21 protein-coding genes are annotated in these 26,068 nt (G+C 48.2%); 5 read left to right on the top strand and 16 right to left on the bottom strand.

Features of this window, described 5'->3' with window-relative positions; translation table 11 throughout:
• Positions 1-2: 2 nt before the first annotated feature.
• Complete coding sequence (locus BUC30_RS10260) at positions 3-1,757, bottom strand: putative bifunctional diguanylate cyclase/phosphodiesterase (protein ID WP_244536587.1); 1,755 nt, start codon at positions 1,755-1,757, stop codon at positions 3-5.
• A gap of 295 nt (positions 1,758-2,052) precedes the next feature.
• Positions 2,053-2,217, bottom strand: coding sequence for a hypothetical protein (locus BUC30_RS16105; RefSeq protein ID WP_170861532.1), 165 nt, complete (start codon positions 2,215-2,217; stop codon positions 2,053-2,055).
• 228 nt (positions 2,218-2,445) lie between these two features.
• On the opposite strand from BUC30_RS16105, the gene BUC30_RS10250 reads away from it, so the two are divergent.
• The 3 genes from BUC30_RS10250 to BUC30_RS10240 all read left to right on the top strand — a co-directional run bounded on the left by BUC30_RS10250 (position 2,446) and on the right by BUC30_RS10240 (position 5,718).
• A complete protein-coding gene (locus tag BUC30_RS10250; protein ID WP_073424767.1) occupies positions 2,446-4,698 on the top strand; it encodes a histidine phosphatase family protein in 2,253 nt (750 codons plus the stop codon).
• A 145-nt stretch (positions 4,699-4,843) separates the two neighbouring features.
• On the top strand, positions 4,844-5,320 hold the full coding sequence (locus BUC30_RS10245) for a hypothetical protein (RefSeq protein ID WP_073424766.1): 477 nt from the start codon (positions 4,844-4,846) through the stop codon (positions 5,318-5,320).
• 5 nt (positions 5,321-5,325) lie between these two features.
• On the top strand, positions 5,326-5,718 hold the full coding sequence (locus tag BUC30_RS10240) for a hypothetical protein (RefSeq protein WP_073424765.1): 393 nt from the start codon (positions 5,326-5,328) through the stop codon (positions 5,716-5,718).
• Positions 5,719-6,138: 420 nt separating this feature from the next.
• Here BUC30_RS10240 and BUC30_RS10230 read toward each other — a convergent pair whose 3' ends face one another.
• The 5 genes from BUC30_RS10230 to BUC30_RS10210 form a co-directional block, all read right to left on the bottom strand.
• On the bottom strand, positions 6,139-7,122 hold the full coding sequence (locus BUC30_RS10230; protein ID WP_014545931.1) for an AAA family ATPase: 984 nt from the start codon (positions 7,120-7,122) through the stop codon (positions 6,139-6,141).
• 65 nt (positions 7,123-7,187) lie between these two features.
• Entirely contained in the window at positions 7,188-8,102 is a 915-nt protein-coding gene (locus tag BUC30_RS10225) for a hypothetical protein (RefSeq protein ID WP_073424763.1), read from the bottom strand.
• 33 nt (positions 8,103-8,135) lie between these two features.
• Positions 8,136-8,795: a hypothetical protein gene (locus BUC30_RS10220; RefSeq protein ID WP_073424762.1), complete on the bottom strand. Its 660-nt coding sequence runs from the start codon at positions 8,793-8,795 to the stop codon at positions 8,136-8,138.
• An 81-nt stretch (positions 8,796-8,876) separates the two neighbouring features.
• Positions 8,877-9,197 (bottom strand): TfoX/Sxy family protein, encoded by a 321-nt coding sequence (locus BUC30_RS10215; protein WP_073424761.1) that lies wholly within the window; start codon positions 9,195-9,197, stop codon positions 8,877-8,879.
• Positions 9,184-10,209, bottom strand: a complete 1,026-nt coding sequence (locus BUC30_RS10210) for a hypothetical protein (protein WP_073424760.1) — start codon at positions 10,207-10,209, stop codon at positions 9,184-9,186. The genes BUC30_RS10215 and BUC30_RS10210 overlap by 14 nt, the downstream gene beginning before the upstream one ends.
• A gap of 337 nt (positions 10,210-10,546) precedes the next feature.
• On the opposite strand from BUC30_RS10210, the gene BUC30_RS10205 reads away from it, so the two are divergent.
• Positions 10,547-11,407, top strand: coding sequence for a hypothetical protein (locus tag BUC30_RS10205; RefSeq protein ID WP_073424759.1), 861 nt, complete (start codon positions 10,547-10,549; stop codon positions 11,405-11,407).
• Between the two features lie 6 nt (positions 11,408-11,413).
• On the opposite strand, the gene BUC30_RS10200 is transcribed toward BUC30_RS10205, so the two are convergent.
• From BUC30_RS10200 to BUC30_RS10190, 3 genes are all read right to left on the bottom strand, one after another.
• Positions 11,414-12,511: a BatD family protein gene (locus BUC30_RS10200; RefSeq protein ID WP_083555745.1), complete on the bottom strand. Its 1,098-nt coding sequence runs from the start codon at positions 12,509-12,511 to the stop codon at positions 11,414-11,416.
• A gap of 88 nt (positions 12,512-12,599) precedes the next feature.
• A complete protein-coding gene (locus tag BUC30_RS10195) occupies positions 12,600-14,051 on the bottom strand; it encodes a glycosyl hydrolase family 8 (RefSeq protein WP_073424757.1) in 1,452 nt (483 codons plus the stop codon).
• A 185-nt stretch (positions 14,052-14,236) separates the two neighbouring features.
• A complete protein-coding gene (locus BUC30_RS10190) occupies positions 14,237-15,169 on the bottom strand; it encodes a T9SS type A sorting domain-containing protein (RefSeq protein ID WP_073424756.1) in 933 nt (310 codons plus the stop codon).
• Between the two features lie 482 nt (positions 15,170-15,651).
• Between BUC30_RS10190 and BUC30_RS10185 the strand changes: the two genes are divergently transcribed.
• Positions 15,652-17,901, top strand: coding sequence for a cellulase family glycosylhydrolase (locus BUC30_RS10185; protein WP_073424755.1), 2,250 nt, complete (start codon positions 15,652-15,654; stop codon positions 17,899-17,901).
• 162 nt (positions 17,902-18,063) lie between these two features.
• Here BUC30_RS10185 and BUC30_RS10180 read toward each other — a convergent pair whose 3' ends face one another.
• The 6 genes from BUC30_RS10180 to BUC30_RS10155 all read right to left on the bottom strand — a co-directional run bounded on the left by BUC30_RS10180 (position 18,064) and on the right by BUC30_RS10155 (position 25,870).
• Positions 18,064-19,725, bottom strand: coding sequence for a DUF4832 domain-containing protein (locus BUC30_RS10180; protein WP_139260839.1), 1,662 nt, complete (start codon positions 19,723-19,725; stop codon positions 18,064-18,066).
• 232 nt (positions 19,726-19,957) lie between these two features.
• The gene (locus BUC30_RS10175; protein WP_014545945.1) at positions 19,958-20,767 is read right to left on the bottom strand and encodes an ABC transporter ATP-binding protein; all 810 of its coding nucleotides are present in this window, start codon (positions 20,765-20,767) and stop codon (positions 19,958-19,960) included.
• On the bottom strand, positions 20,757-21,755 hold the full coding sequence (locus BUC30_RS10170) for an ABC transporter ATP-binding protein (protein WP_073424753.1): 999 nt from the start codon (positions 21,753-21,755) through the stop codon (positions 20,757-20,759). The genes BUC30_RS10175 and BUC30_RS10170 overlap by 11 nt, the downstream gene beginning before the upstream one ends.
• Before the next feature lie 10 nt (positions 21,756-21,765).
• Positions 21,766-22,611 carry an ABC transporter permease gene (locus BUC30_RS10165; protein ID WP_073424752.1) on the bottom strand — a complete coding sequence of 282 codons (846 nt, stop codon included), beginning with the start codon at positions 22,609-22,611 and terminating at the stop codon, positions 21,766-21,768.
• A 2-nt stretch (positions 22,612-22,613) separates the two neighbouring features.
• On the bottom strand, positions 22,614-24,017 hold the full coding sequence (locus BUC30_RS10160; RefSeq protein ID WP_244536586.1) for an ABC transporter permease: 1,404 nt from the start codon (positions 24,015-24,017) through the stop codon (positions 22,614-22,616).
• A 35-nt stretch (positions 24,018-24,052) separates the two neighbouring features.
• A complete protein-coding gene (locus BUC30_RS10155) occupies positions 24,053-25,870 on the bottom strand; it encodes an ABC transporter substrate-binding protein (RefSeq protein ID WP_073424750.1) in 1,818 nt (605 codons plus the stop codon).
• Positions 25,871-26,068 lie beyond the last annotated feature (198 nt).

The raw sequence follows: 26,068 nt of genomic DNA, 5'->3' as shown, positions 1-26,068 counted from the left end.
TCCTAAATCCCCACGCCTTTCTCTTTAAGCACCGCCATCACCTCATCATACGGGAGCGGCTTCGAGAAATAATAACCCTGCACGCGGTCGCATCCAACCGACTTCAAGAAGTCCAAATGTTCCTTCGTTTCCACGCCTTCCGAAAGCGTTCCAATATGCAATAGCTTGGCCATTTCCACAATGGCGCGGATAATCACCTTGGACTTTTCCGTGAAGTTTCGCAAGAACATCATGTCGATTTTCAAAAAGTCAAAGTCATAGTCTTTCAGCACGTTCAACGACGAGAAGCCCGAGCCAAAGTCATCCATCCAGACCTCATAACCATCCTTCTGGAAACGCGCTACCTGTTCGTGGATATAGCCGTCCTCATCGCCATCAAGCACCGATTCCGTAATTTCAACGTGAATCATCTCATGCGGCACATTATATTCCTTGGTCAATCGCGTGAGTTCCTTGTAAATATCACTCAGCTTAAAGTCCAAGCGCGAGAGGTTAAACGAAATCGGGACGCACTTGTGTCCAAGATTCGTTTCCTCACGATACTTTTCGCAAATTTTCTTGAGCACGAACAAGTCCAGTTTCTGGATCAAATGCGCATCTTCGAGAATGCCGACAAAATCTAACGGCGGCAAAAATCCGTGTTCCGGGTCATCCCAACGGGCAAGCGCCTCAAAGCCACAAAGCTTATTCGTATTGATATCCACGACAGGCTGATAATACACCTTGATGTATTCGTTTTTCACAGCCTCGTCAATGTGCGCAATCAGGTACATTTTCAGGCGTTCGCGAGCGCCCATCTCATCGGCATAAACTGCGAAATATTCATCGTAAACGCCCTTGGTTGTCGCCTCTGCAAGGCGCGCACGCATAAAACAACGTTCAACATTTTCATTTTCAACGCGTTGCACATACACACCCGCCTTGATTTCGAGCACGCCCTGAGTCGAGGAGCTACGAATTTTATCATGAGCTTCTTTGATCTTGGATTCCACCTCGGCAGCATCACATATCACGCGGAACGTATCGCACGACACATGCGTCACATAGCGCTCCCCGAACAGCGACCTAAACGTATCCGCCATGAACTTCAACGCATTATCGCCCTCTTCAAAACCAAGCCTTTCGTTAAACGCCTTGAAGTTGTCCAAATCAAAAACGACAAACGCATAACGTTTCTTGCGATTTCTAAAGAGCAAATCCTGCACGTAGTTCGAAAACAAAAGTTCATTCGGGAGCCCCGTCAACTTGTCATGGTTACGCGCAATCTCCGCCTGCTGCGTCAAGCGCACCGTCCTGAAAATAAGCTTCACCGCAATCGTAAGCGTAAGCCAGAAGAACCACGATACAAAGACAAGGTAATTCAAAAATTCAGGAGTTACCTCGATCATGCGCACGCACACATACATGGCGAGGTTCACTAGCATACTAAATAACGTGACAAAACCCAAGAACCCAAAGCGCGCAAAGATTTGCGTGTTACGGACAAATAAAAGCTCGTTCCAAAGGAGTTTCCACCAAATGAAAATTGCAACCAAGTTTACCAGGGCTGCGCCAACCTGCGTCTTGCCCACCACCATGCCGAGGTAACCCACACCGACAGACGCAGAAAGCATGAACAGCGATGGCGACCAGTGAATCGAAAGCACCTTCCCAAAAACAAAAATCGCCACAGGAATCAGAATGACGCGGCTCATGTAGTCCACTATCACGTCGAGCAGCAACGGGACCTCGCCCATCACGCACGTAAATAAACGCATTACCCCATGATAAATCCAGTCCGAATAGATCATGTAAGGGGTCAACGAAAAAACAGCTCCCCAAAAAAGCACTTTTTTCAAATTCTGTTTTTCACCAAGCGCCACCAGCGTAAAAAGCAAAAAACCGCTCGCCAACAGCGACGGAAAAAAGAAGACATGATTTGCGTAATCCAGAAAATTTATCATTGCCAATACCCTAATATCATAAATATAATGTATAACCCCATCTCGTGCACGCGAGTGGTGAAAAAACGCACATTTTAGGCGCTATACATTGGAATATAGATGCTAGGATTTACTTCACTTTACTAAAATCAAGCCTGTCATCAACCGAAATCGGCTCATCCAAATTCTGGACATTGACATCTACCGGTTCGGGCGTTCCAGAATTCGACGGCGGCGCAGGCATTTTCGTCATTTGGACAGTCTGATCATCGCGACCATCCTTTTTCAACTGCATTTCATCCGGGTTATTTCCAACACCGATTACAGCAGGGCAACCCCTCGGATTATCGCACGCACAACCTAAAACAAACAAAGAAAAGGCAATTAAAACAAATTTCATGATTTTAATATACAAAAGAAGTCATAAATGGACAATTAGTCACCGAAAAACGCCCCCAATGCGCCCGGCAGCAATGTCAAATTTTTTAAATTTGGCGCGAAAAAATTTATTTGGGAGCAATATATGAAATCCAAATTACTCTTCGCAACATCACTCTTCACACTTTTCACACTCAACGGCTGTCTCGACGAAGTGACCGAAACGAGCGCTCCGGACTTGTCCGAACTCGCCTGCAAAACGGAGCCGCTAGACGATGACAGCGGACTCAAGATTGTTTGCGGAGGCGATTCCGTGGGTGTCGTTTTGAACGGCAAAGACGGTAAAGATGGTACCGATGGTAAAGACGGCGAAAAAGGTAAGGATGGAAAATCTGGTACCGACGGTAAAAATGGCAAGGATGGAACAAACGGAAAAGATGGAACTTCCTGCTACGTCACTGAAAACGAAGAAATAAATGGCTACGATGTGTTCTGTGGTGACGAAAAGATCGGCTCCATCGTAAACGGCAAGGACGGTGCCGATGGAAAAGACGGTAAAGACGGTAAAAACGGTAAGGATGGCGATAAAGGCGACAACGGTGATGACGGCAAAGATGGTAAGGATGGAACGTCCTGCATTGTTAAAGAAAACACAGAAATAAACGGCTACGACGTTATTTGCGCTGGCGAGAAAATCGGCGAATTGCGCAACGGCAAAGACGGCAAGGATGGTAAGGACGGTAAAGACGGCGCGGCTGTAGGTTCTTGCACCGTCGTCCTGAACGAAGACATCGATGGCTACGATGTCGTATGCGGCGGCGAAAAGGTCGGCGAACTCCGAAACGGCGCCAAAGGCGCTGACGGAAAGAACGGTGAAAACGGAAAGGATGGTAACGACGGTTCCTCCTGCACGGTCGTAGTAAATGACGACATCAACGGCTACGATGTCATCTGCGGCAACGAAAAGGTCGGTGAACTCCACAACGGCGCCAAGGGCGCTGACGGTAAGAACGGTGAAAACGGTAAGGATGGAAACGATGGAACTTCTTGCACGGTCGTAGTAAATGACGACATCAACGGTTACGATGTCATCTGCGGCAACGAAAAGGTCGGCGAACTTCGCAATGGCGCCAAAGGCGCTGACGGTAAGAACGGTGAAAACGGAAAGGATGGTAACGACGGTTCCTCTTGCACGGTCGTAGTAAATGACGACATCAATGGTTACGATGTCATCTGCGGAGATGAAAAGGTCGGCGAACTTCGCAATGGCGCCAAAGGTGCTGACGGTAAGAACGGTGAAAACGGTAAAGATGGCAACGATGGTTCATCCTGCACGGTCGTAGTAAATGACGACATCAACGGTTACGATGTCATCTGCGGCAACGAAAAAGTTGGCGAACTTCGCAATGGCGCCAAAGGCGCTGACGGAAAGAACGGTGAAAACGGTAAGGACGGCAACGACGGTTCATCCTGCACGGTCGTAGTAAATGACGACATCAACGGTTACGATGTCATCTGCGGCAACGAAAAAGTCGGCGAACTCCGCAACGGCAAGGACGGCGAAGACGCAAAACCTATCGAAACTTTGAGCAACGCTTGCAATACTCTGCGCTCCACAACAGACAAGTTCTCTTCAATGTACGACGTTTTCTATTGCCTCCGCTCCAACGAAAAAGTTGCATTCATTCTCCGCCACGCCGCCCGCGATAGAAATAACTATGGTACAAGCGGCAGCCTCAATGACATCGGCAAAGAACAATCTGCACAAGTCGGCAAAAAGCTCAAAGAACTCAACATCGGCGATTTCTTCTACATGCACACAAACGTAGTTCGCACCGTAGAAACAGCAATGATCATTTCTAACAACAAAGGTCAAACAACCGGCAGCGAAAACGAATGGAAAGACAACATAGCCGATGACTACCACATAGAGAACATGGACCTTCTTGAATCTTGGTACATAAAAGACGAAAGCAAAAAAAACGCCTGCCAAGGCAAAAATAGCTGGGGATGGAGCATCTATTCAAAAGCAGCCTATGAAGAATACGACAAAGAAAATAACGACGACAGCAAAAACAAAGACGCATGCGAAGCCGCCTTATACAACATCAAAAACAGAACTCAGGAATTCATCAACACATACTTCACATACGATAAAATGCACAAAATGACCATTGCCATCTCGCACGACCAATTCCTCGTGCCTTTCGTCATCGCCATCAGCAATAAACAAATTCACGACGAAAACAACTACACGCTACAATTCCACAAGCACGAAAACGACTTCAACTATTGGATAAACTACCTAACGGGCATCGCCATCATCACTGGTCCTGATGAAGAAACCACAGTCATCCCAGTCATGGCATTAGACGACGGATTCCTGCGCACCTACTAATCTATTCAAACAGCAAAAGCTTCAAAGCCCCCTCCCGGGGGCTTTTTCATATATTCAGCATCAAAGCATTCCCCAGAAAGAAATTGAAGAATAGCAAGTCCTTTTTTATATTTGTAAAAATATTTTTCAATCAATGGAGAAAAAAATGAAGCAAGCCTTTTTGGCAACATTAATCTTTGTCACCACGTTCCTCTTTTCAGGATGCACTCATCAATACGCATTAAAAGAAAACTGGGTAGATGATGACGACTTAATATCCATCGTTAGCGCCCCCGATATCAACAAGTGGTCAAAGCAGTTCGGCACCCCCGTATTCACAGAAATTAGACAAGATACAGCAGAATTCATCTACAACTACAAGCCACACCTATACAAAAGCGTCGAAGACAACAGAATGTTCAAGCCAAACAACAAAGACCGTGTAGACTTGTGGAACGACCGCACAGAATATGTTGGCATTGTTGTTTATCAAGATAAGATTATTCAAGTTCACCCTCGCCCTGACTATGCAGCAACAAAAGAAAAAATAGAAGCCACCGAATCATCTTCTTGGATTATTGGACTCATCGGCGGAATTATCGGAACTGCGGCGCTCGTTATTACAATAGTGGAGAACAATTAAATTCTATGAAATTTTTTTTCATCATCTTATTTTGCGCAATCGCTTTATTTGCTCAAGACGACACCTGCCAAAAACTCTGTTTAAAATGTCAAGAAGATTCTTCAGAAGTATGCCTTGAGATAAAGCAAAGTTGTGAATGTACCTCTTCAAGCGAAGCATCAGCAACAACCAGCGCTCCTCTTTCCAAAGTGGATTTCGGACAGTTTGGATCCAGTAGCAATCAAAAATTCGAACCTATTACAAAAGTAGACTTCGGAAGCAAAGGAGACGACACTCACACGGCAGTTTGGCAAGAAAATGGATCGTATGAAATTCAAAACAAAAACAAAACTTGGATTATCATCGGAAGTATAGTTCTAACAATACTCACTGCAACAATTTTAGGAAATGTGCTATAGTTCTTAATAGCAAAACAACGCCCCGCAAGGCGTTGTTTTTTGTTAATGTCAAAATTCCAAAACACAATTAAAGCCGAGCTTAAGCCCGGCTTTAATAACGAATTCAATACCGCATTGTTTTTTATTCTACGTATAACATCATCTTGTTAGTTTGCTTAACATCGCAATACTGATGATCATAATAGTAGTAGGTAAAATTACCTAGCAAACCATCCACAAACAATGGGAAAAAGAACATCGCATCGCCTGCAATAGCCCACCCTCTAACGCCTCTTCTATAACAGCTTGCTTTGGGATCATTTGATTCCAGCATCTTATTGTACTCAGCCTTCGATACATCAGGCTTAGTCACCGGAATGATCATTGCGCAAGACGTCAAGAAAAGTGCCAAAACAAGAAGAAGGCACATGCTCTTCATTTTTACGGCACCTCAACAGAATCCAAAATCTTCTGCACGACGGTTTCGGCAGTGACTTCTTCTGCTTCGGCTTCGTAACTCAGAATCACACGGTGGCGAAGCACTTCCATCGCAACAGCCTTCACATCTTCCGGCGTCACGTAAGCGCGGCCCTGAATAAACGCATGAGCCTTCGAAGCCTGGGCAAGACCGATAGAAGCACGCGGAGAAGCGCCAACTTCCACAAAGCCCACCAAGTCGCTACGCTTGATGCTACCCGGATCACGCGTTGCCAAGACCAAGTTCACGATGTATTCGCGCACGCGTTCGTCCACATAGACCTGCTTCACGAGCTCGCGAGCCTTCAAGATATCTTCCTTCGTCGCAACAGCCTTCGGCTGGCGAAGTCCCGCACCCGAGACAGCATCGAGAATCTTCATTTCATCAGCCTTATTCGGATAGCTTACCTTCACCTTCAAGAGGAAACGGTCCACCTGAGCTTCCGGCAGCGGGTACGTACCTTCCTGTTCAATCGGGTTCTGCGTGGCAAGCACCAAGAACGGTTCGTCAAGCTTGAACGTTTCGTCGCCAATCGTGATGTGGCGTTCCTGCATCGCTTCGAGCAAAGCGCTCTGCACCTTCGACGGAGCACGGTTAATTTCATCAGCAAGCACAAGGTTCGTAAAAAGCGGGCCCTTGCGCGTTTCGAACTTCGCTTCGCGGGCGTTATAAATCGTTGTACCGAGCAAATCTGCCGGCAGCAAATCAGGAGTAAACTGGATGCGCTTGAAGTCGAGCGAAACAGCATCGGCAAAAGCCTTCACCGCAGTCGTCTTGGCCAAGCCCGGAAGACCTTCCAAAAGCACGTGGCCATCTGCCAAAATACCCGTCAGAATGCTTTCAACCATCGCCTTCTGACCAATCACCGTATCTTCAACTTCACGCAGCAAGTTCATGCAAAAAGAACTCTGCTGTTTCACCTTTTCCGAAAGTTCCTGAATATCCATTTATTTTACCTCTAAGTTTTTCCACGCATTAAGATACTAAAATCTTTCAAAAAAAACAAATGAGATTAGTCTTCTTCATCGCTCCGTCTACTCTCATATTCTTCCAAAGATTCCAAATCACGAACTTTTTGCCGTTCTTCTGCAGCCTTTCTTTCCCTTTGCATTTTTTCATGTTTTTCACTTGAAGTAACAATAGATTCCGACGTACTTATAATACTTACCGTTACAGCAAACCTGTCCATTTTTGAAATTTTTTCGTACTCTACCGTATAGGAACTATACTCCCTGCGTTTATACGTCAAGTCTCTTCCGTAACGGAATTCTATACCAACCCTTAACGATTCATTCGGTATAAATGAAATATATCCACCGCAGCCAATTTCATCATAAAAGACCGGAGCTGACCGCCCCACACCAATAACCATAGCCCCATGTTGCGCCGTATTGGCTTCGCGCCCATTTCTAGACAAATGCTGAGTCAAGCCTATGCGGAAATTATCCCCAATCGACAACTGTTCAATAATGGACACACCTCCACCCCACTGAAAATACTTGTGCTCCACTTTTTCCAATTGCCACAGCCATAAATTACTCCAACCCATTACGCCGAAATAATCAGAGGCAAAGCCAGCCTGCACATAGGGAGTTATAAAATCAAAACCAAAACCGTACTTGAAATACCCTTTATTTCTCTGAATGGAGAAGTTCGCCCCTACAGGCCATTCCTTGTTTTTATAATACCATTCATCATGCCAATCATCTGACAGTTTCACTTCCTTAACGCCGTCGGCAACATAATTAACATGCGGTTCATCATCAACAAGATCTCCGAAAAACGCCGAGACCGATGCATCCGTCACAAAATTGCCATCACTCTTTTCCATAAATGTAGCAGCAGAAGGCGGATGAATAATAGCAACGCTACACCCCGCAAGCATCGCCGACACAAACAAAATAAATAAACAAGCCAACCGATTCATCACGTATAAAACCACTTAAATTTCAAAAATTCATCAGTGCGATTGAGTATCAAACACCACGCTAAAATCAAGATAAAAACGCTGGTTATCAGAACCAAGTTCATTCCCGTAACGGAATTCTAAAGAATAACCATCATAACTGACATACGCCCCAGCACCTAATTCCCCATAAAATTTCATATAATAATCAAGATTTATTGAGCAACATTCATCTAAAACTCCTGAATAAGAATTGTAAGCGAAAAACTGATTCACGCCCACTTTTAATTTCGAGGTAATAGGGTACTGTTCAATCGTCATAATTCCGAAGGGTCGCTTCCAATTCGTCGAGCTATCATCATTAAGTACAATAATATCGCCCCATCCCTGAACACCAAAATAATCACTAACAAAACCCAAATTCAAACGAACAAGAGAATGCTCTCCTAAACTTAAACCAAATAAAAAATGGTCATTTCTAAAAAAGAGCACCCCGTCTAGTAAAAAATGCGGTTCCTTATATCGGTATGCTTCTTGAGCACTTTTTTCTTCACGATGAGAATTATCGTCGCCCCAAAAGCCTCCACCACTAAAGCCAATATTGATAGAATTCGGTTTGGCACTCATAAAACGCGCTGCCGACGGAGCATGCGACGAGCACCCCGCAAGCATCGCAGCCACAAGCAAAACAAGTAAACAAGCCAACCGATTCATCACGTATAAAATAGCTTTAATTCAAAAAGTTTCAACGTAATCCATCGGCTAATTTCAACCGCCCATCAGGCGATTTGCCATTTACTTTTTCTTTTTAGCAGCGGGCAATTCTGGAAGCATGGCGTCGAGCAATCGCACGAGCAAGCCGTTGTCTGCAATTTGCTCTGCGGTGACACGCAACATCGGCTTTGCGCCATCATACGGCAATTGCAATTTCGAATCTGGGAGTATCGCCTTTGCTGCAGCCACAGGCTTCACGAGCAAGCGATCATCGTAAATCCCGCCAAAAATTTTTCCATCAGCATAAAGGATATACTCGCCCATCATTTTGCGGGTGGTCACGCGCAGTTCCCCCTTGAACTGCGCCAAGACGTAATCACGGAACTTTTCAGAACTCGGCATTTTTATTCTTCACCAAATTAACGATACAGTCCCTAAATTCACCAGCATTACCAATATGGTAGCTATCCGCACCATAATACAAAAGCGAATCCTTGCTATTGTAGGTGGAAGCAAGATCCATCAGACCCGCGTTTTCTGCCTTACAAATTTCTGGAGTCATTTTGGAATCAGACATATAATCCAAAACGCAAACTCCATTGTCAGATTTCAAAGTCGCACCAACTTCTACATAACTACCACGGTTATACTGCAAGCGTTTCGCCTTGGTAAACTCGACCTCAAAATTCTGTCCACGAATCACAAAAGAAATATGCGTTTTATCTTTACTGTTAATAACAACATTCCTTTTTTGCGCATGGGCTTCAAAATTTTCACTTTTCCAGAATGCCGTCCACGGGAAAACTTCATATTGCGATGTAATAATCACATCAAAGATATCTTCCATAAAAGAAGACCCCGTATAATCATCATATTCATCTTCTGTCGGGGCATTTATGTCTACCGCATTTCCTTTCAAATCGATCACAGACGCAAAAAGAGTATCCTGCGTAAAATCAAAGTATGTGATTGTATTTTTTAGCCAGCCGTTAAGTTCGCTTGCATCACGGCAATCAAGAGAATTGCTTTCTTGAACATACTTACAGTTTATCATTTTCCATTTGTTCTTAATTTGCCCGTTTTTACCATCAACAAAAACTTGACCATACTTTCGAGATTCTCCATCGTTATAGAAAATAACAAGCGTATCGCCTCTAAAATCATAGTCCCTTTCAATATGTTGTGTATCCACCATCGTCACAAATTCATATTTGTCATCGTCGACTTTACAAACATCATGACTGTGCACTTCAAAAGTCGAAAACTTCCGATTTGCCTCATCCAAGACAAGCGGGTACTTGACACCCACAAAATTTTCCCTTGAATTATTGGACACCGGGTTAGACTCGTTACTTTCACTGCAAGCAAGCATCGTAGCACAACAAAGCAGACCAGCAAGACCTAAAAATTTCATAAAAAACTCCTTCCAAATCGTTTACTGCTAATAATACATTATTTCAGCATCCATTTTTAACAGTCGTGCATATAAAAATTCATTTTCCATCTTTTTATATGTATTTTTCTACTTTATCCAAAACATTTTTATAATTCCAGCTAGTTTTCATACATATAAAACTTTCCTTTTAGCCAATTTTATATGCATCGCACACAATTTTTTTCCGAAAAAGGTTAGCAGAGAAGCAAATTATACATATAAAAAATGTCCTTTGAGCTTTTTTATATGCACACCCCCTCAAATTTCGGCACATAAACAGTCCTATTTGCATAATTTGTTGTATATTATATGCCGCATGACAACAAAATTCACTGAAGAATATCTCAAGGACTATAAAGAACAAATTCGCAAGTTGCCGCTTGACGAACTCTATGAAGTTTTAGATATCATCAGCAAAGACGATTCTCTAGAACGCCAGGACATTGTCAAAGCTCGCATTGCTGAAATCGAAGACGAATCAGATGATGAATCGAATGTTGCACCCAGCGCGACATTTTCCGAGCAATTCCAAGACGAAACCGAACGTTCCATCGAGCAAACTTTTGAACCATATCCTAGTTTAAACGACGACCAAATCTCAATTCCAGGCTCTGATCAAGCAGACACCGAAAGCGACGACTCATCAAATCACAAAATAACGCAAGAAGAAATAGACAAATACAACAACACGCAACCGGTACCTGATACTAACGGACTCATCTCATTCATCTTCTTAATGGCAATCGGTTTTGGTATTATTCTCTTTGCTCTAATTATGGGATCAATGGGCGCGAACAAAAGTGCAGGTTTTCACGATTTTAAAATAACAACCGTCTTGCCCTTTCTCAAATACATTCCTATAGCAACCATCTTGTTTTTTTACAAGCAAACCCATAAAGACATAGTTCGAGACTACTGGCTAAACCATCTTAAATTAGCACTCAGCATCGCATCATTTCTCGCCGTAAATGCAGTCATCACATTCATCACAGGAACATACAGCGGAATCTACCGCAGTTGCTCAGGAAGGCCCGCCTATATGATAGCCGCAGGGGTTCTCTTTTTCTCGATAACATTTATCGTGAACGCATTCTTGCCCATCAGCCAAAGATACCGTCCAAAAAACGGGCTTACGCTAGCAGCGCTCGCCCTCGTCCTTGAAACAGCCCTCCGATAGACGTTTTTACTCGTCTTCTTTAATACCCATGAGTTGCATGGCGAGTTTCCAAGTTTCCTTGTTTTCGAAACTATCGCGTTTGCCACCGCCGTAGCGGGCATGCGCAAATTCTTCAAGCAAGGGCTTCCAGCCGTCCAGTTTGCCATCAGCCACAAGTGCATCAAGATTTACCGCGGAGGCGGCAATTCCTTCGGCAGCTCCGAACTTTTTAAACGCATATTCCTTGCAAATGCCTTCGAGTTCCAAGAGCCATTCGCGGCTATCGGCAACCATCACGCGCTGCTTCAAGACCACCATCTTCTCGCGCATAGCATTTTCAAACGCATTCTTCGCTGCAGCCGCAGCTCGCGCATTAGCACGCTTACGCATGCGCCACAGCGCCGCCAGCAGCACACAAACGCCAACCGCTCCGCCTGCAATAAACGGCATCGCATTGAACGGAGCATCGACACGTATAGGCACACTATCACTACGCAAATCGAGCGACTGACCCATCGGCGTCGGGATTTCAAAACGCATCGCGGGGATGTTCAGGTTACCCGTATCCTGCATAACGAGCTTGTAGTTGAACGTGATCTGCGCCATTTCCTTGCCGTCTTTTACCGAGCGGCTAGATTCCTGCGACACGCCCAACTGCAAAATGCCCTTTGCATTTGCTGAACTCGTCGGCACCACGAGAATCGCGCTCCCGTTCACACTCCAAGAGACCGTCACCGGGAAGTTGATCGTATCGCCCACAGTTGCCGAAAGCGGCACATTTCCGGCAGCATTTCCGGAGGCGCTCCCAGCATTCCCTGCATTTCCTGCAGTAATCGTAATCCCGAGCTGTTCAGCCGTCGGGAGCGCGGGCATTCCTGCATCATTTTGCGCAGCATCACCAACCGCATTCGAACCGTCTGCGGCACTTTCGTGAGCATCCAAATCGCCCGGCGCATTCAAGCTATCGGCAGGCACCACAAGTGCCGTGTCCGCAGCACTCTCCTTGACCAATGCTGCACTTTCAGCTGGAGCATCATTCTTTACGGCAGCGCTTTCTGCCGCCTTCGTCTTCGACTTTTTAGACTTAACCTTTGCAGTCTTAGAATTCACAGTTTTTTCTTTCATACGCCAAGAATATACAAAAAAGACTCCCGTAAAAAAGAGAGTGCCCGCCATAGCGGCGGGCACGACAACTGAAATTATTTCGGCTAAATTAGAACGGACGCACAAACAAGCCGTTCAGCAAGCCCGAATACATCGTGAGCAAGATATCCGAGAAGTAGCTGCTGTTCGTGTTCGACGGGTCCTTAGCATTCAAGCCCTTCGTGCACTTTTCAAGCCAAGTCGGATTGCCAGAGAGACCCGTTGCGCACCATGCAGCGTACCACTGGCTCGAAACGACGTTGTTTCTGGTGTTATCCGGACCTACAGACAAATTCCAGGAGTAATTGACTGCCAAAGCCTTATCATCCGGGTTGTTCGTAGATTTTACCGAGATAAAGGCGTTCAGCTGATTCAAGATAGCTGCTGCACGCGTTTCCTGGAACCAGTAGTAATCCCATGCAAGGCGCCACGGAATACGCACAGATTCCTTGTTGAACGTGTACCAAGTCCAGCTACCTTCACCAGAACCTGCGGCTCCGTTAGGCGGATTGGCGGCATTACCCGTTGCATCGCTCCAGTCCGGGAACACGCCCGTACCCATCGACTGCACCAACTGCATGTAGGTGTACATTGCATCAAGCACGCCCTGCCAGTTGTGATTCTTGTCCACCATAGCAAAGAGCCTGATTGCCACCGGAGAGAAGTAGCTCAAGTTGTAAACCGGGTTGGAGCCCTTCCACAAGTCCGTATCACCAGAATAGATAAGCAACGTCGTCTTGTTGACTTCCAAGTCCCAGATGGCATTCACAAACGTCAAGGCATCCTGCAAGAATGCGGCATTACCCGTCTTGTAGTACATGAGGATCAAAGCCGTTGCGATATCTTCGTCAGCGTCAGTAGCGCTGGAATTATCCACTTCCGTCCAGTGGAACGACTGGGTGATCCACGGCATGAGCTTTGTATTGCTATAAGCTCTAAAGCCTCTAGTGTAGTTCCACAAGCGGATAAACGTGTCATCATCGCCATTGAAATAGGCAAGGAGCATACCATAGCCAACACCTTCAGACACGGTGCAAGCACGGGTCTTCATGGCAGGGACTGGCGTCGTATTATCAGAGCAGTAGTTCTTGTAATAGCCCGTCTGGCTAGACCAGACTACACGACCAGCAGGCAAAAGATCGGCAGTCGGGAACACAACGTTGAATTCCGCTGCAAGATTCGGATAAGTCGTGATTTCCTGTTCGTAAGTGGTAAAGTGGAAACTCTTCCACAGAGCATAATCACCCGTACCGTAGGTCACGTTTGCCGAAGGTGCAAGAGCAGGATATGCGGTAGGACTCGGGGCAGGAGTGGAGCTTGTCGGAACAACAGCAGAACTGCTGACAGGCACTGGAGTCGAAGACGTCGGACCCGGAATATACGCAGAAGAACTTGTCGGGAGAACAGTCGAGCTGTAAACCGGGTTATTAACAGGAGCGCTCGGCGAAGTATCGCCACCGCAAGCGCCGAGGAAAAAAGCCGAGCCTACCAAAGCAGGCAACAGGATTTTTTTGGAAATCATAAGGCCTCTCAAAATCAACCCTCAAACGGGTCTGGTAAATGCCAAAGTAATATATATAAATATAGCTATTAGTGAAAACTTGAAAGTAAAAATCAAGTTTACCTGTGAGCACAAGCACTAAAAAAATTACATACAAGAAAAGGGCCGCATGCGCGACCCTTTCCTAAATTCTTGCGAATCCGAAATTACTTCAACACGATCTTGTTGGAGAAGTTGACGGACTTGCCAGCAACGCGAACCATGTAGACACCAGCGTCGAGGTTTGCGAGGCTGAGAGCAGAAGCGGTGTTGCCCTTAGCAACAACCTGGCCCTGGAGGTTGAGAACTTCAACGTTAGCAGCGGTGTTCACGCCAGCAACGCTGAGGGTACGGCCAGAGAGGATTGCCTTAGCAGCGGAAGCGCCACGAGCAGCCTTGATTCCAATAGAACCGCAGGTACCAGCATACGGACCAACGGACTTGATGTTGAATTCATAGGAACCCGGAGCAGCCTGGAGCTTGAACTTGATAGCAACGAGCTGAGAAGCGGCAGTTACACCGTCCATCTTCGTTGCACCCTTGTACCAAGACGGCTGAGCAAAGCCAGACCATGCGATGGTCTTGGTAACAGGAGCAGAAGTAGCCTTAGCGAGGGAAGCAGCCGGGTTTGCATAACCGATCGTTGCGTCAACAGCGTCACCGAGACCGAGTTCGAGAGACGGAGCAGCAGCGGAAGTGTAAGTGATGCAGATGCCACCCCAAGAAGAGGCGTCGCCAGCAGCCGGAGTGTTGTCGGTAGCAGAGGTTTCACCAACAACGTTGAAACCGATACCAACGAACGGGTTATAGGTCAACTGACCCTTATCGAGAACTGCAGTACCGCAAACGCCCTGGCAGTAGTCAATGATCGGGTCCATAGCGTCGGCAGAGTATTCGTTACCGCGTTCGACCGGCCAAGTAACAGAGGAAGCACCCTTGTCACCGCTGTCGTCGTAGCTGAACCAGTAACCGGCAGTTTCAGTGTCGTTGCCGATTTCAGTGTCAACCTTGTAAACGCCGTCAGCACCGTTCCAGGTTACGAATGCAAATGCACTAGAGGCTGCGAGAAGAGCCGATGCAATTGTAAGTTTCTTATTCATAATTCTCTCTCTTTTTTTAACTGTTTTACCCAAAATGGGCGATTTGGACAACAATATATTTTTTTTTCTTCAAAAATGCCATACCTACAGCCCTTTGAAAAAAAAATTTACAATATCGTCATCAAAAAGCCCTTTCTCTAGTAATATAGCACATTGGGAGGCGTCAGAGTACATACAAATTTTATTACAAATTACTTCTGTGTAATTCATCACACCCAAAGGAACGCAACTTTTTTATTACGATACAAGGTATTTCATTCTAGCACACAGAAAGCTACATTATATGGTAATACAATCGCCCGTTAATGTGAGCGGCAAGCATCGCAAAGCCAAATCACTCGGGGGTGAAAAACGGGACAAAGGTGTACAACAGACACAAAGCAAATAGCCTTGTGTTCAATAGTAAACAAAAAATTAGCCTAAATTGTTTACTATCTTGGTTTTAATTAGATAATTTTTGTCAAAACAAAAGGAAAACACTCATGAAATTGACAAAGCTACTGACAGGCGTCTTGGCTGGAGCGGCAATATCCGCTTTTGCAGCCGATGCATCAACAGCAATCCCGAGAAAAGCAGGTCCGGTATCCTATTACGGCGCCCTCCACACTAGCGGCAGTAAGATTATTGGCGCAAAGAACAACCAGCAAGCAATGCTTCGCGGCGTGAGCCTTTTCTGGTCTGACGCAACGGGTGCTTCTTATTACAACCCGACGGTCATTTCATGGGCTGTAGACAACCTCAAGATCGACGTGTTCCGCTACGCCATGGCAATTCAATACTATGATAGCAATGGCGGCACCAAGAACGAAGTAGACAAGGGCAACTCTTACGCAGGCGCCCCGGAAGGACAGCTTTCCATGATCGATAAGATGGTCAAAGCCGCTATCGAAAACGACGTCTACATCATCATCGACTGGCACAGCCACAGAGCCCACCTCGAAACCTCCATCGCCAAGACGTTCTTCGAGACGGTTTCCAAGAAGTACAAGGACGTTCCGAACGTCATTTATGAAATTTACAACGAACCGGTCAGCGGTAGCGGTGGCGACTGGGGCGCAATCAAGAATTACGCCAACCAGGTTGTTCCGGCAATCCGTAACAATACGCAAAACTTGGTTATCGTCGGTACGCCAAACTGGTCCCAGCATCCGGAACAGGGCGCAAGAGATCCTATTGCATCGACCAACATCGCTTACGTTTTGCACTTCTACGCCTCCACCCATTCCAAGGGTAGCTTCGGCGGAAACGTTTCCAGCGCGCTCAGCGCAGGCTATCCGGTGTTCATCTCTGAATGGGGTACCACAAACGCAGACGGTGACGGCGAACCGAATGCCAGCGCCACAAGCGAATGGACCTCTTTCATGGACCAGAACATGATTCCAAACTGCAACTGGAGTTTGCGTCAGCAGACGAGTGACGTCGACCAGAAGAGCGAAAAGTCCGCTATCTTCGCAGGCGACAAGTCCCTCATCACGGCAGCCGCCCTCGATGCAGCCACCTACACTTCTTCCGGCAACATCATCAAGAGCTACCTCACCAAGAATGCCCGCTCCTGGGCAGACTCCCTCGTCAAGGGCAAGAACACCGGCTCCTGCGCATTCAAGGCAACAACGGCAAAGCAGACCGATGGCAAGATTTCTGGCGTTCTCAAGTCTGGTTGTACCTACACCTCTAGCAACGATAAGATTGCCTCTGTTTCTGGTAGCGACATCGTCATTAACGACTATGGCTTTGTTACCCTCAAGGGTAACGACGGATCCGAATCTGTTGTGACCATCACTCAGGTTGCAGGCCAGACCATCGCAAACCTCGAAGATATCACTTGCAACTACACCAACACTTGCAAGTCCACCTCCAAGACCGGCCGCGCCATTGACTTTGACGGTGATGGTTCCCTCGACTATCTCCTCACCATGGACGACAAGACGAATGAAGGTTCCAAGTTCACGCTTACATCGCTTGATCCGAGCATCGTAACCGTAAGCAAGACCACTTGCACAAACAACAGTTGCGCCAACTCTCAAAAGAATAAGCAAGTTTGGATGTTGCACTTCAAGAGCTACGGCACCGCAAAGGTCGTCGCAAGCGCAGCAGCAATTACAGGCTTCCGCGCCATGCAGGACACCTTCGAAATCAAGTTCACCAAGGGCAATGACCGTATTACTGAAAAGTACAAGGACCAAAAGGTCGCTGTCAACTTCGAATCAGCAACGGGTCTTCCGAGCGCAAGCCTTAGCGGCAAAACTCCGATTACCTACACGTTCAACGGAAAGGAATCCTCAGCCTACATGGTCAAGCTCGGCGAAGGCTTTGCAACAAGCTCCTACCCGGCAATCATCGCTGTCACGGCAAACATTCCTGAAAGCGACAACTATTTAGCCATGACCAAGACTGTCACGTTCATTATCGGTGGCGACAGTACTTTGGCAATGAACAAGGACGAATACTACAGCTACATCAATGGTACAACCATTGCCATGAAGCCGATTCGCAATGTCCAGAACAGCCTCAAAGCTAGCATGAACGGCTCGATGCTCCAGTTCACGACCAAGAATACCGGTCTCGTGAAGGTGGACATCTATGATGCTCTCGGTGCAAGCGTAAAGCAGATGTCCGACATCTACGGCAAGGGCAGCCACGCTATCGACCTCAAGGGTCTCCCGAACGGCTCCTACACGCTGGTTATCCGTCAGGGCAGCCACAAGGCTTCGCTCCGCTGGACGAACAAGTAAGCAGTAGATAATGGCGGGCACGCCCGCAAAACAGATATGAAAAACTCCAGCCAAATGGCTGGAGTTTTTTTATGCGAAGTTTTTGAAAAGGAGATGCCCGCTTACTTCGACTTCGCTCAGTACAGGCTCCAGCGAGCATGACATATTACTGTTTCGAGCCACTCAGAATGACGAATGACGAGAGCCGTTTGACTTGTAAGAACATTCGCCGTTACGAATAATCACGTTATTGCGTTTACGCAGGACGTATGGCGTCTGGGATTTTTGCACGAAGCTGCGGGAAGCGCGCGGCGCAATGGACACAGCATTTTCATCATAATAGAACTTGCCCAAATAAGCGGCGGACTGTTCCCTACCGCAAGTACCCTTCGCTCCAATCGTAGCGCTAGCGAACTCTATTTCGCCCACCTTCAAATACACTTGGTAACGTCCCCTGGAGAGCTTATTCAACTTGACTTCAATCTCCATTTCGTTGTTTCCGTCAAACGTCATCACAGTATCGCCGCCTGCAACCGAAATAGTACGGCTATGGATATCGCGGGAATCAATTTCTGGCAGATCATAATAAGCCGTCGAAGGACACATTTCCAAATCGCTACCTTCCAGGTCCTCCAAAACAGCAAGCCTTACCGGAGCTTTCCAAGTGAGGTTACCAAAGCCCACATTCTGCACGCGGAACTTTGCACGGAGCACGCGGTCAGAGCCCACCGTATCGCTCAACCACGATTCTCGCAGCACAAAGCGGTAGCCCAGGTGGTCATTGATGTACTTGAAACCCGTAAGCGAATCGTACAGCGCCGGGTCGTAATCAAAGTCTTTCTGCTTGAACAGCGTCTTTTTCCAACTGTTAATCAGGTTGTTGTTCCACTGGATATTTAAATAGCTCGTATGCGTGCGGAAACCCTCGTACGCGAGAAATTCGGGCGTATTGATGACTTGGTAGCCGTTCGCTGTGGTAAGCGCCTCGCCGCCGTATGGCGTGTTGATGCCGTACTTTTCGAGCCATGCCACGCCTTCTTCGCGGCAAATGGACGTTTTGCAGTCTGCACCCCAGGTACCGTAATCGTATTGCGTCCCCAAGTAGCCGTCATTGAACATTCCCACGCGGTACATCGTATCGCCTTTGGCTTCTGCAATTTCTGCAAACTTTTCGCCGTCAATATGGAAGTCCACACCCCAGTTGTCAAAGCCGAGCACCTTTGCCGAATAGTTCCCTGTACGCGTTAAAATTTTGAGCTCAGGAGGCGTATTGCGGAGCATCAAGTTTGTCGCTTCGGCAACGCGGTCATAAGTAATACTCGTGTCGGAATGCATTTCGCCATAGGCGCCGTGCATGCCCATTTCGAGCGCGACAATAACATCAGTGTTTTTCGAAAGCACAGGCGCAAGCTGTTCCACATGGCGTAACACCCACTTGTGTTCCGGCGTCACATTGCTACGCCCATTGTACCACGGGTCATAACAGACGCGCACAATCACAAAGCCCTTGTTTGCGCGGATATTATCAAACGTCTGTTGCAACACGTTCAAGGCATCTTCGGTGAGGTCTTGGCTTTTGCCCCAAGTCGTATCCTTCTTGCCGCCCGTCGTATCGATCCCGAGCCAAGCTCGACTGCTGAATTCCGAAATTTCGGCGCGCAAGTGCAAAAGCTTGCTATATGGCTTTTCAATCGGCTTAGAGCCCGATGGCTTTATATGCAACACCTGCGGCGTGTAAAAACCTCGGTCGTAATTCGCGAGAGTCCGCATGGCATCGGTCGTATCTATACTTTGCTTCACAAGGCCCGCTGCCAAAACCGGCGACTGCAAAAAAGCAAGCGACATAACAACAAGTGCAAAACGCGCAAAATGCGCGGCACCCCTCAAACGCCAAAAATGTGTAGAAAGTAATTTCATAGAATGAATATATATAATTCGCCGGAAGTTAGAATCAAGAAGTAGACCGTAGATAGCAAGCAGAGGATTTTTAAAGCAAAAGAAAAACCGCAGCGGTTGCTGCGGCTTTTCGAATTGCACAAAAGGCGCCCCCGGAACGGCGTCCGGGGTGACATTTGCATTACTTCTTAGAACGATGGCTGTTCTTGATCCATTCAGTCTTGTGGACTTCCGGGATGTCATCGAGCAAGCGAAGCGTATGCGGTTCGTTCGTGTTGTCGAGCACTTCAGCAGGAGTACCCTGGTTCACGATCTTACCGTCGTGCATGATGAAGATACGGTCAGAAACGTAGTTTGCAAGACCGATATCGTGGGTCACGAACACCACGGTCATCTTCAGCTCGTCTTTCAACTTGCGGAGGTAATCGAGGATGTTGGCACGAACGCAGGCGTCCACCATGGAGGTAGCTTCGTCAGCAATGAGGACCTTCGGACGGAGCGCGAAGATACGGGCGAGAAGCATACGCTGCATCTGACCGCCGGAGAGTTCGAACGGATACTTGCCTTCGATATCTGCCGGAGCGACGTTCACAGCCTTGAGACCTTCGTCAACGCGGCGGCGGACTTCTTCCTTGGACGGCTTGTCCTTGAGGATGTTGAGAGCGTCTTCGAGCTGGCTACGGATTGTGAAGAACTGGTTGAAGCAGCCAAACGGATCCTGGAAAACGGACTGGACTTCGTTCCAGTGGTCCTTCAGGTTCTTGATCGGCTTGTCGCGATAGAGGAACTGACCGCGAGTCGGCTGGTAAAGACCGAGCATGATCTTAGCAAGCACGGACTTACCGCAACCAGAACCACCCACGATGGAGATGAATTCTTCGTCATAGATGTCAAAGGAAACATCCTTAACAGCAGTCTTCAAGCTCTTGCCGGCACCGAAATCCTTGCTGATGCGCTTGGCAGAAAAAACAATGGGCTTATCACTTTGCATAATCGCACCTCACGTCACGATCGCCGACAATGCGGAGATTCTGGGTATTCTTCTTGCAGTCCGGGCATGCCTTGCTGCAACGCGGAGCGAAGCGGCAGCCCACAATCTTGTTCTTGAGGCTAGGAGGAGCACCTTCGATAGCCACCGGATGACGGCCACGCTGGCTTGCCTCGGTACTGAGCATAGCGCCCATCAAAGCCTGCGTATACGGATGACGCGGGTCCTTGACGACCTGTTCTGCAGTACCCTTTTCCACGATTTCGCCTGCGTACATGATGGCGATGTTGTCTGCCACGTGGTAGAGGAGCGGAAGTTCGTGGGTAATGAAGATCATCGATTGGAAGATGCCCTTGTCGAGCAAGTCGAAGATCATCTTGATTACTTCCTTCTGCGTGGAAACGTCCAAAGCAGAAGTCGGTTCGTCAGCAATCACCATCTTCGGGAGAAGAATCGTAGAGATTGCAATCACGCAACGCTGGCGTTCACCTGCAGTGAGGTTGATCGGGAAGGAGTTGAGCACGCGCTTGGTGTCCATACCGATACGGTCGAAGTGAGCATAGACGCGATCGTAGATCTGCTTAGCGTCCTGCTTTTCGCCCGGTTTGGCGTGAGCCTTGAGCACGTCGGCTGCGATATCCTTAATCTTGCGAACCGGGTTCAATGCGTTGAATGCGCCCTGCGGAATCATGGAGACCTGCTGAGCGAGGACATTTGCACGAACATCTTCGATGGAACGGTTCATGAGGGATTCCATCTTGTCGCCGTTCTTGACGCGAACGTCACCCGTTTCCGGGTAAAGCGGCGGAATGCACATGCCCATGAGACCAGAAACGAGCGTAGACTTACCGCAACCAGATTCACCGGCGATACCGAGAATTTCCCCCTGCTTCATGGAGAAAGACACGTCTGTTACAGCGTGAGTCTTGTCTCCAAAACGGCCGAGGTAATAAAGACCCAAGTGGTCAACTTCAAAAACATTTTCAGACATTTTTTACCTCTTACTTGCGCAGGCGCGGGTTGAAGACGCCTTCCATGGAAGTGTTGATCAGGTAGAGAGCAAACACCGTGAGGGTAACGACGATCGTTGCCGGGATGAATGCAATCCAGATGGAGTCGGAGAGAGCACCGTTATCCTTAGCCTGGTTCAAGATGATACCGAGGCTGGTGGAATCGACAGGGCCAAGACCGATCATGGAGATGGAAGCTTCGGAAAGAATACCGGAGGACACCTGCATGATGAACACCATGAACACGTACGAGAGCAAGTACGGAAGCACATGCTTGATCACAATCGTCAAAGTCGATGCACCGTTGAGGCGGGCAAGGGCGATGTGGTCGCGGCTACGGAGAGAAGAAGCCTGGGCACGAACGGCACGGGCAGACCAGCTCCAAGCGGTAAGACCGATGATGAGACCAATCAAGGTGAGGGAACGGCCATCCTTAACAGCGGAGCTGATAAGAACGAGAATCACGAACTGCGGGATAACGATGAAGATGTTGGTGAGCATGTTCAATACTTCATCAACCCAGCCACCGCGGAAACCGCCGAACAGACCGATAAGCACGCCGATAGTCGTAGCAATGATACCTGCAACGAAGCCCACATAGAGGGAGCTGCGGAGACCGGCAATCAAGAGAGACACATAGTCACGGCCAAGGTGGTCCGTGCCAAGCCAGTGAGCAGAGCTAGAACCTGCATACGGACCAGCGACGATGTCACGAGCGTGAGTGTCTACGTTGTAGAAAAGAGGTCCAAAGATGGCGATGAGGAGCGTGAGCACAAAGATGGACACGCCTATCACGAACATCGGGGACTTGAGAAGGTTTCTTAAAAGCTTACCCATGATTACTTACCTCCCATCTGGAGACCGGCCTTGACACGCGGGTCAAAGACAGCGATCAAAACGTCAACTGCAAAGTTTGCAACGAGAACGCAAGTAGAAATCATCAAGGTGCAACCCTGGATTGTTGCGTAGTCGTTCTTCTGAATGGCATTGAGCATTGCCATACCGAGACCCGGATAAGAGAAGATCATTTCGGTAATGAGAGCGCCACCCACCATGGCACCGAGGCTCTGGGCAAGACCAGTGAGCTGCGGGAGCATAGCGTTGCGGAACACATAGCTAATAATCTTGCCTTCACGGAGACCAAGCCACTTAGCATACTTCATGTAGTCTGTACCGAGTTCGTAAATGGACATGGAACGCATACCCGTTGCCTGACCAGAGAGAAGAATCGGGAACACAGAGAAGAACGGGAGCACGTAGTACCAGCTGACGCTCTTGAAGCAAGACCAGCTGAAAGTGAGTTCCGGAATGTCCGGGCTGTAAGCGCCCATAGCCGGGAACCAGCCGAGCGTGATGGAGAAGAATGCGACCAAGAGCATACCGAACACGAAGAACGGCACACCGTTGAGGAACATGGCGCACGGGAAGAATACCTTGTCGAAAATGCCGCGCTTGTAAGCAGCGAAAGCACCGAGAAGGTTACCCACAATCCAGCCGAGAAGAATCGTCGGAGCCTGGATAGCGAGCGTCCACGGGAGGGACTTCTTGATAACGTTCGTCACCGGTTCGTTGTTCTGGTAAGAGAGACCGAGGTCACCGTGGAACACCTTGCCGATATAGCTAAAGAACTGAGAAACAGCGGAAGAGAGCTTCGGGTCGGTTTTCATGACCGGCTGATCGACCATGACGGTATCGACGCGTTCGGCCTGGACGGTTTCCATGACAGGAACCTTTTCGACAGCTGCAACTTCAGCAGCCTTGGCACCCTTCTTGCCCTTCTTAGCCTTCTTCACCTTCTTTGCTTTCTTAGCCTTCTTGCCCTTCTTGCCTTTTTCGGCAGCAGGAGACTTTTCAACAAAGACCGGATTGCCAGCTTCGTCGAGCTTCTGGCGTTCGACCATCACCGGATTGCCGGCTTCGTCAACAACCTTCACGACGTTCACGACCGGCTGGCCATTTTCGTCGAGCTGCGGAACCTTCTGCATCACGACATTGCCGTTGGCGTCAGTTTCCGGTTCATAGATAACGTTACCGTTTTTGTCCAATTCAGCCATGCCGAAAGAGACGAGGAGTTCTGCCTTTTTCTTCTGAGCTTCAGTCGGAGAAAGGCCCTTACCGGCTTGACCCATGATGATGTCAACCGGGTTGTTGTCGCCGAGACGCGGCAACGCGAAGTTGAGTGCCACTGCGCAGACGAAGGTCAACAAGTACCAGAACGCCTTCTGCAGGACATAACGTAGCATAGGATATTGTTTAAGCATTGGTAGTCCTTTATCCTTTATTTAGCAAGCTTCAAATTCCAAAGGGTCTTGGTACCCGAAGCTACCCACGGAAGCTGAGCAGGAGCGTACGGGTTCTTTTCGGTCGGCCAGTTCGTCCAGACGCGGTCGCTGAATTCGTAGAACTGTTCCGGCAGGTAAACCAGCGGAATAGACGGCTGGTCTTCCATGAAGATCTTGTTGAGTTCGCGGTAAGCGGTTGCGATAGAATCAGCATTCTTCATGAGCGGGATAGCGTTGAGGAGCTTGTCGACTTCCGGACGGAAACCTTCGGTACCCGGCTGGTTGTAACGACCAATGTTCACGCCAGCCCAGGCGCCAAGCGGCTGCCAGTCGCGGCTTGCCATGATTTCGTTGAAGCGGCTCCACGGAAGAGACGGAGTCACGTCAGCAACAGGCTTGTGCATGATGAGGTCGAAGTTACCGAGACCCATGGCCGGCCAGTAAGAACCGCCATCCACGAAGCCTTCACGAATATCGATACCAGCCTTGCGCATACCTTCAACAGCGATGGTCACCATAGCTTCCCAGTCGGTCCAGCCGTTCGGGCTCGTGATGTACATCGTCGGGATCTTTTCGCCCTTGGCGTTTTCCATGTGGTCGAGCGTGCCGTCGTCATTCCAGACAGACTTGTAACCAGCTTCAGAAAGCATCTGCTTCACCGTTTCGACGCGTTCCTTTTCGTCCGTGATGGTGAGCTTGACACCATACTTAGCGAGGTCTTCGTCGCTGATGTACTTGCCTTCGAGGTTAGTCGGCATGATGAGGCCCGGCTTGATCTGGTCCGTGTAGTCGGACACAGCGAACTTGCGGAGAGCCATGTAGTCAATAGCGGTTGCAAGAGCACGGCGGAAGCGCTTGTCGTTAAGCGGTTCCTTCATCGTGTTGATGATGAGCATCGGCATTGCACCCGGCAAGAAGTACGGCGGTTCATTCAACCAGGTGTGCACGCCGGCACCAGCCTTGCGGTTGATACGCGGGATGTAGCTCTGGGAAGCATCGAGGTTGCCGCTACGCATAGCGATGGTGTTGTGTTCGTTGTTCTTGTAAATCGGATGAACGATATACTTCGGAGCAGGGAGCTGACCGTTGTGGAGAGCGGCATTGCCCCAGTAGTCGTCGCGGCGTTCAAGAATAATCTTGTTCGGGTCGGCGCTGCGGAGAGCGTACGGACCGGAAACGACCGGGTTCTGGTCCATCGGGAGTTTCTTGACTTCGTCCTTGGAGCCGAGCTTTTCGATGAGCGGTTCAAACACGTGAGCCGGAACGATACGGATGGCCTGCAACAAGTCCATCACAGAAAGCGGGTTGTTACGCTGCTTCTTGTTGATAAGGAAAGCAACGCGTTCCACCGCACCTGCCGGTTCGGATTTAACGGTATCAACGTGAATTGCGGAAATCTGTTCGCTAGTGTTGATGGAACCCATCGTGTAGATGAACTTCACGTCACGGGAAGTAACCTTTTCACCATCGCTCCACTTTGCGGCCGGGTTCAAGTCGACGACGATAGAGTCGTTGTTCTTGCTCACGAGCGTGCCGAGGAGGGATTCGATTTCACCCGTCAAGGAGTTGTAGGTGAGAAGCGGTTCGTACATCAAGTTGAAACGACCACTCACAGGCCAGGTTGTCATCCAGCTTTCTGCAAGGGGGTTGAACGTACCAGGAGCATCATTCTGCTGCCCAGACAAATAGAGCGTTTCCTGACGCGGCAAGGAACCGCTGGCAAGCTCGTCTTGCGATGAGCTACCGCACCCAAAAAGTGCGCCAGTTGCCGAAAGCACCAAGGCCGTTCTAGCAATCGATTTCAATCCAATCATTTGAGTCCTCTTAGAATAGGGCCTTTGCGGGGGCCCCTTTTAATTGAAAATTCAAATCTAATATAGATTATTCCAATTCAAAATTATTTTTGAACTTGGTAAAAATCCCTTGATGATTTCTCAAAACGGATTAACAAAATTTTACATTTAAAAATGTTTACAAAGTAGTTGTTGGTCAACAGCCATTGGCCATTAGTT

The sequence above is a fragment of the Fibrobacter sp. UWB7 genome (genome assembly GCF_900142945.1).
Lineage (GTDB): Bacteria > Fibrobacterota > Fibrobacteria > Fibrobacterales > Fibrobacteraceae > Fibrobacter.
This window is presented reverse-complemented; position numbering and strand designations above follow the sequence as displayed.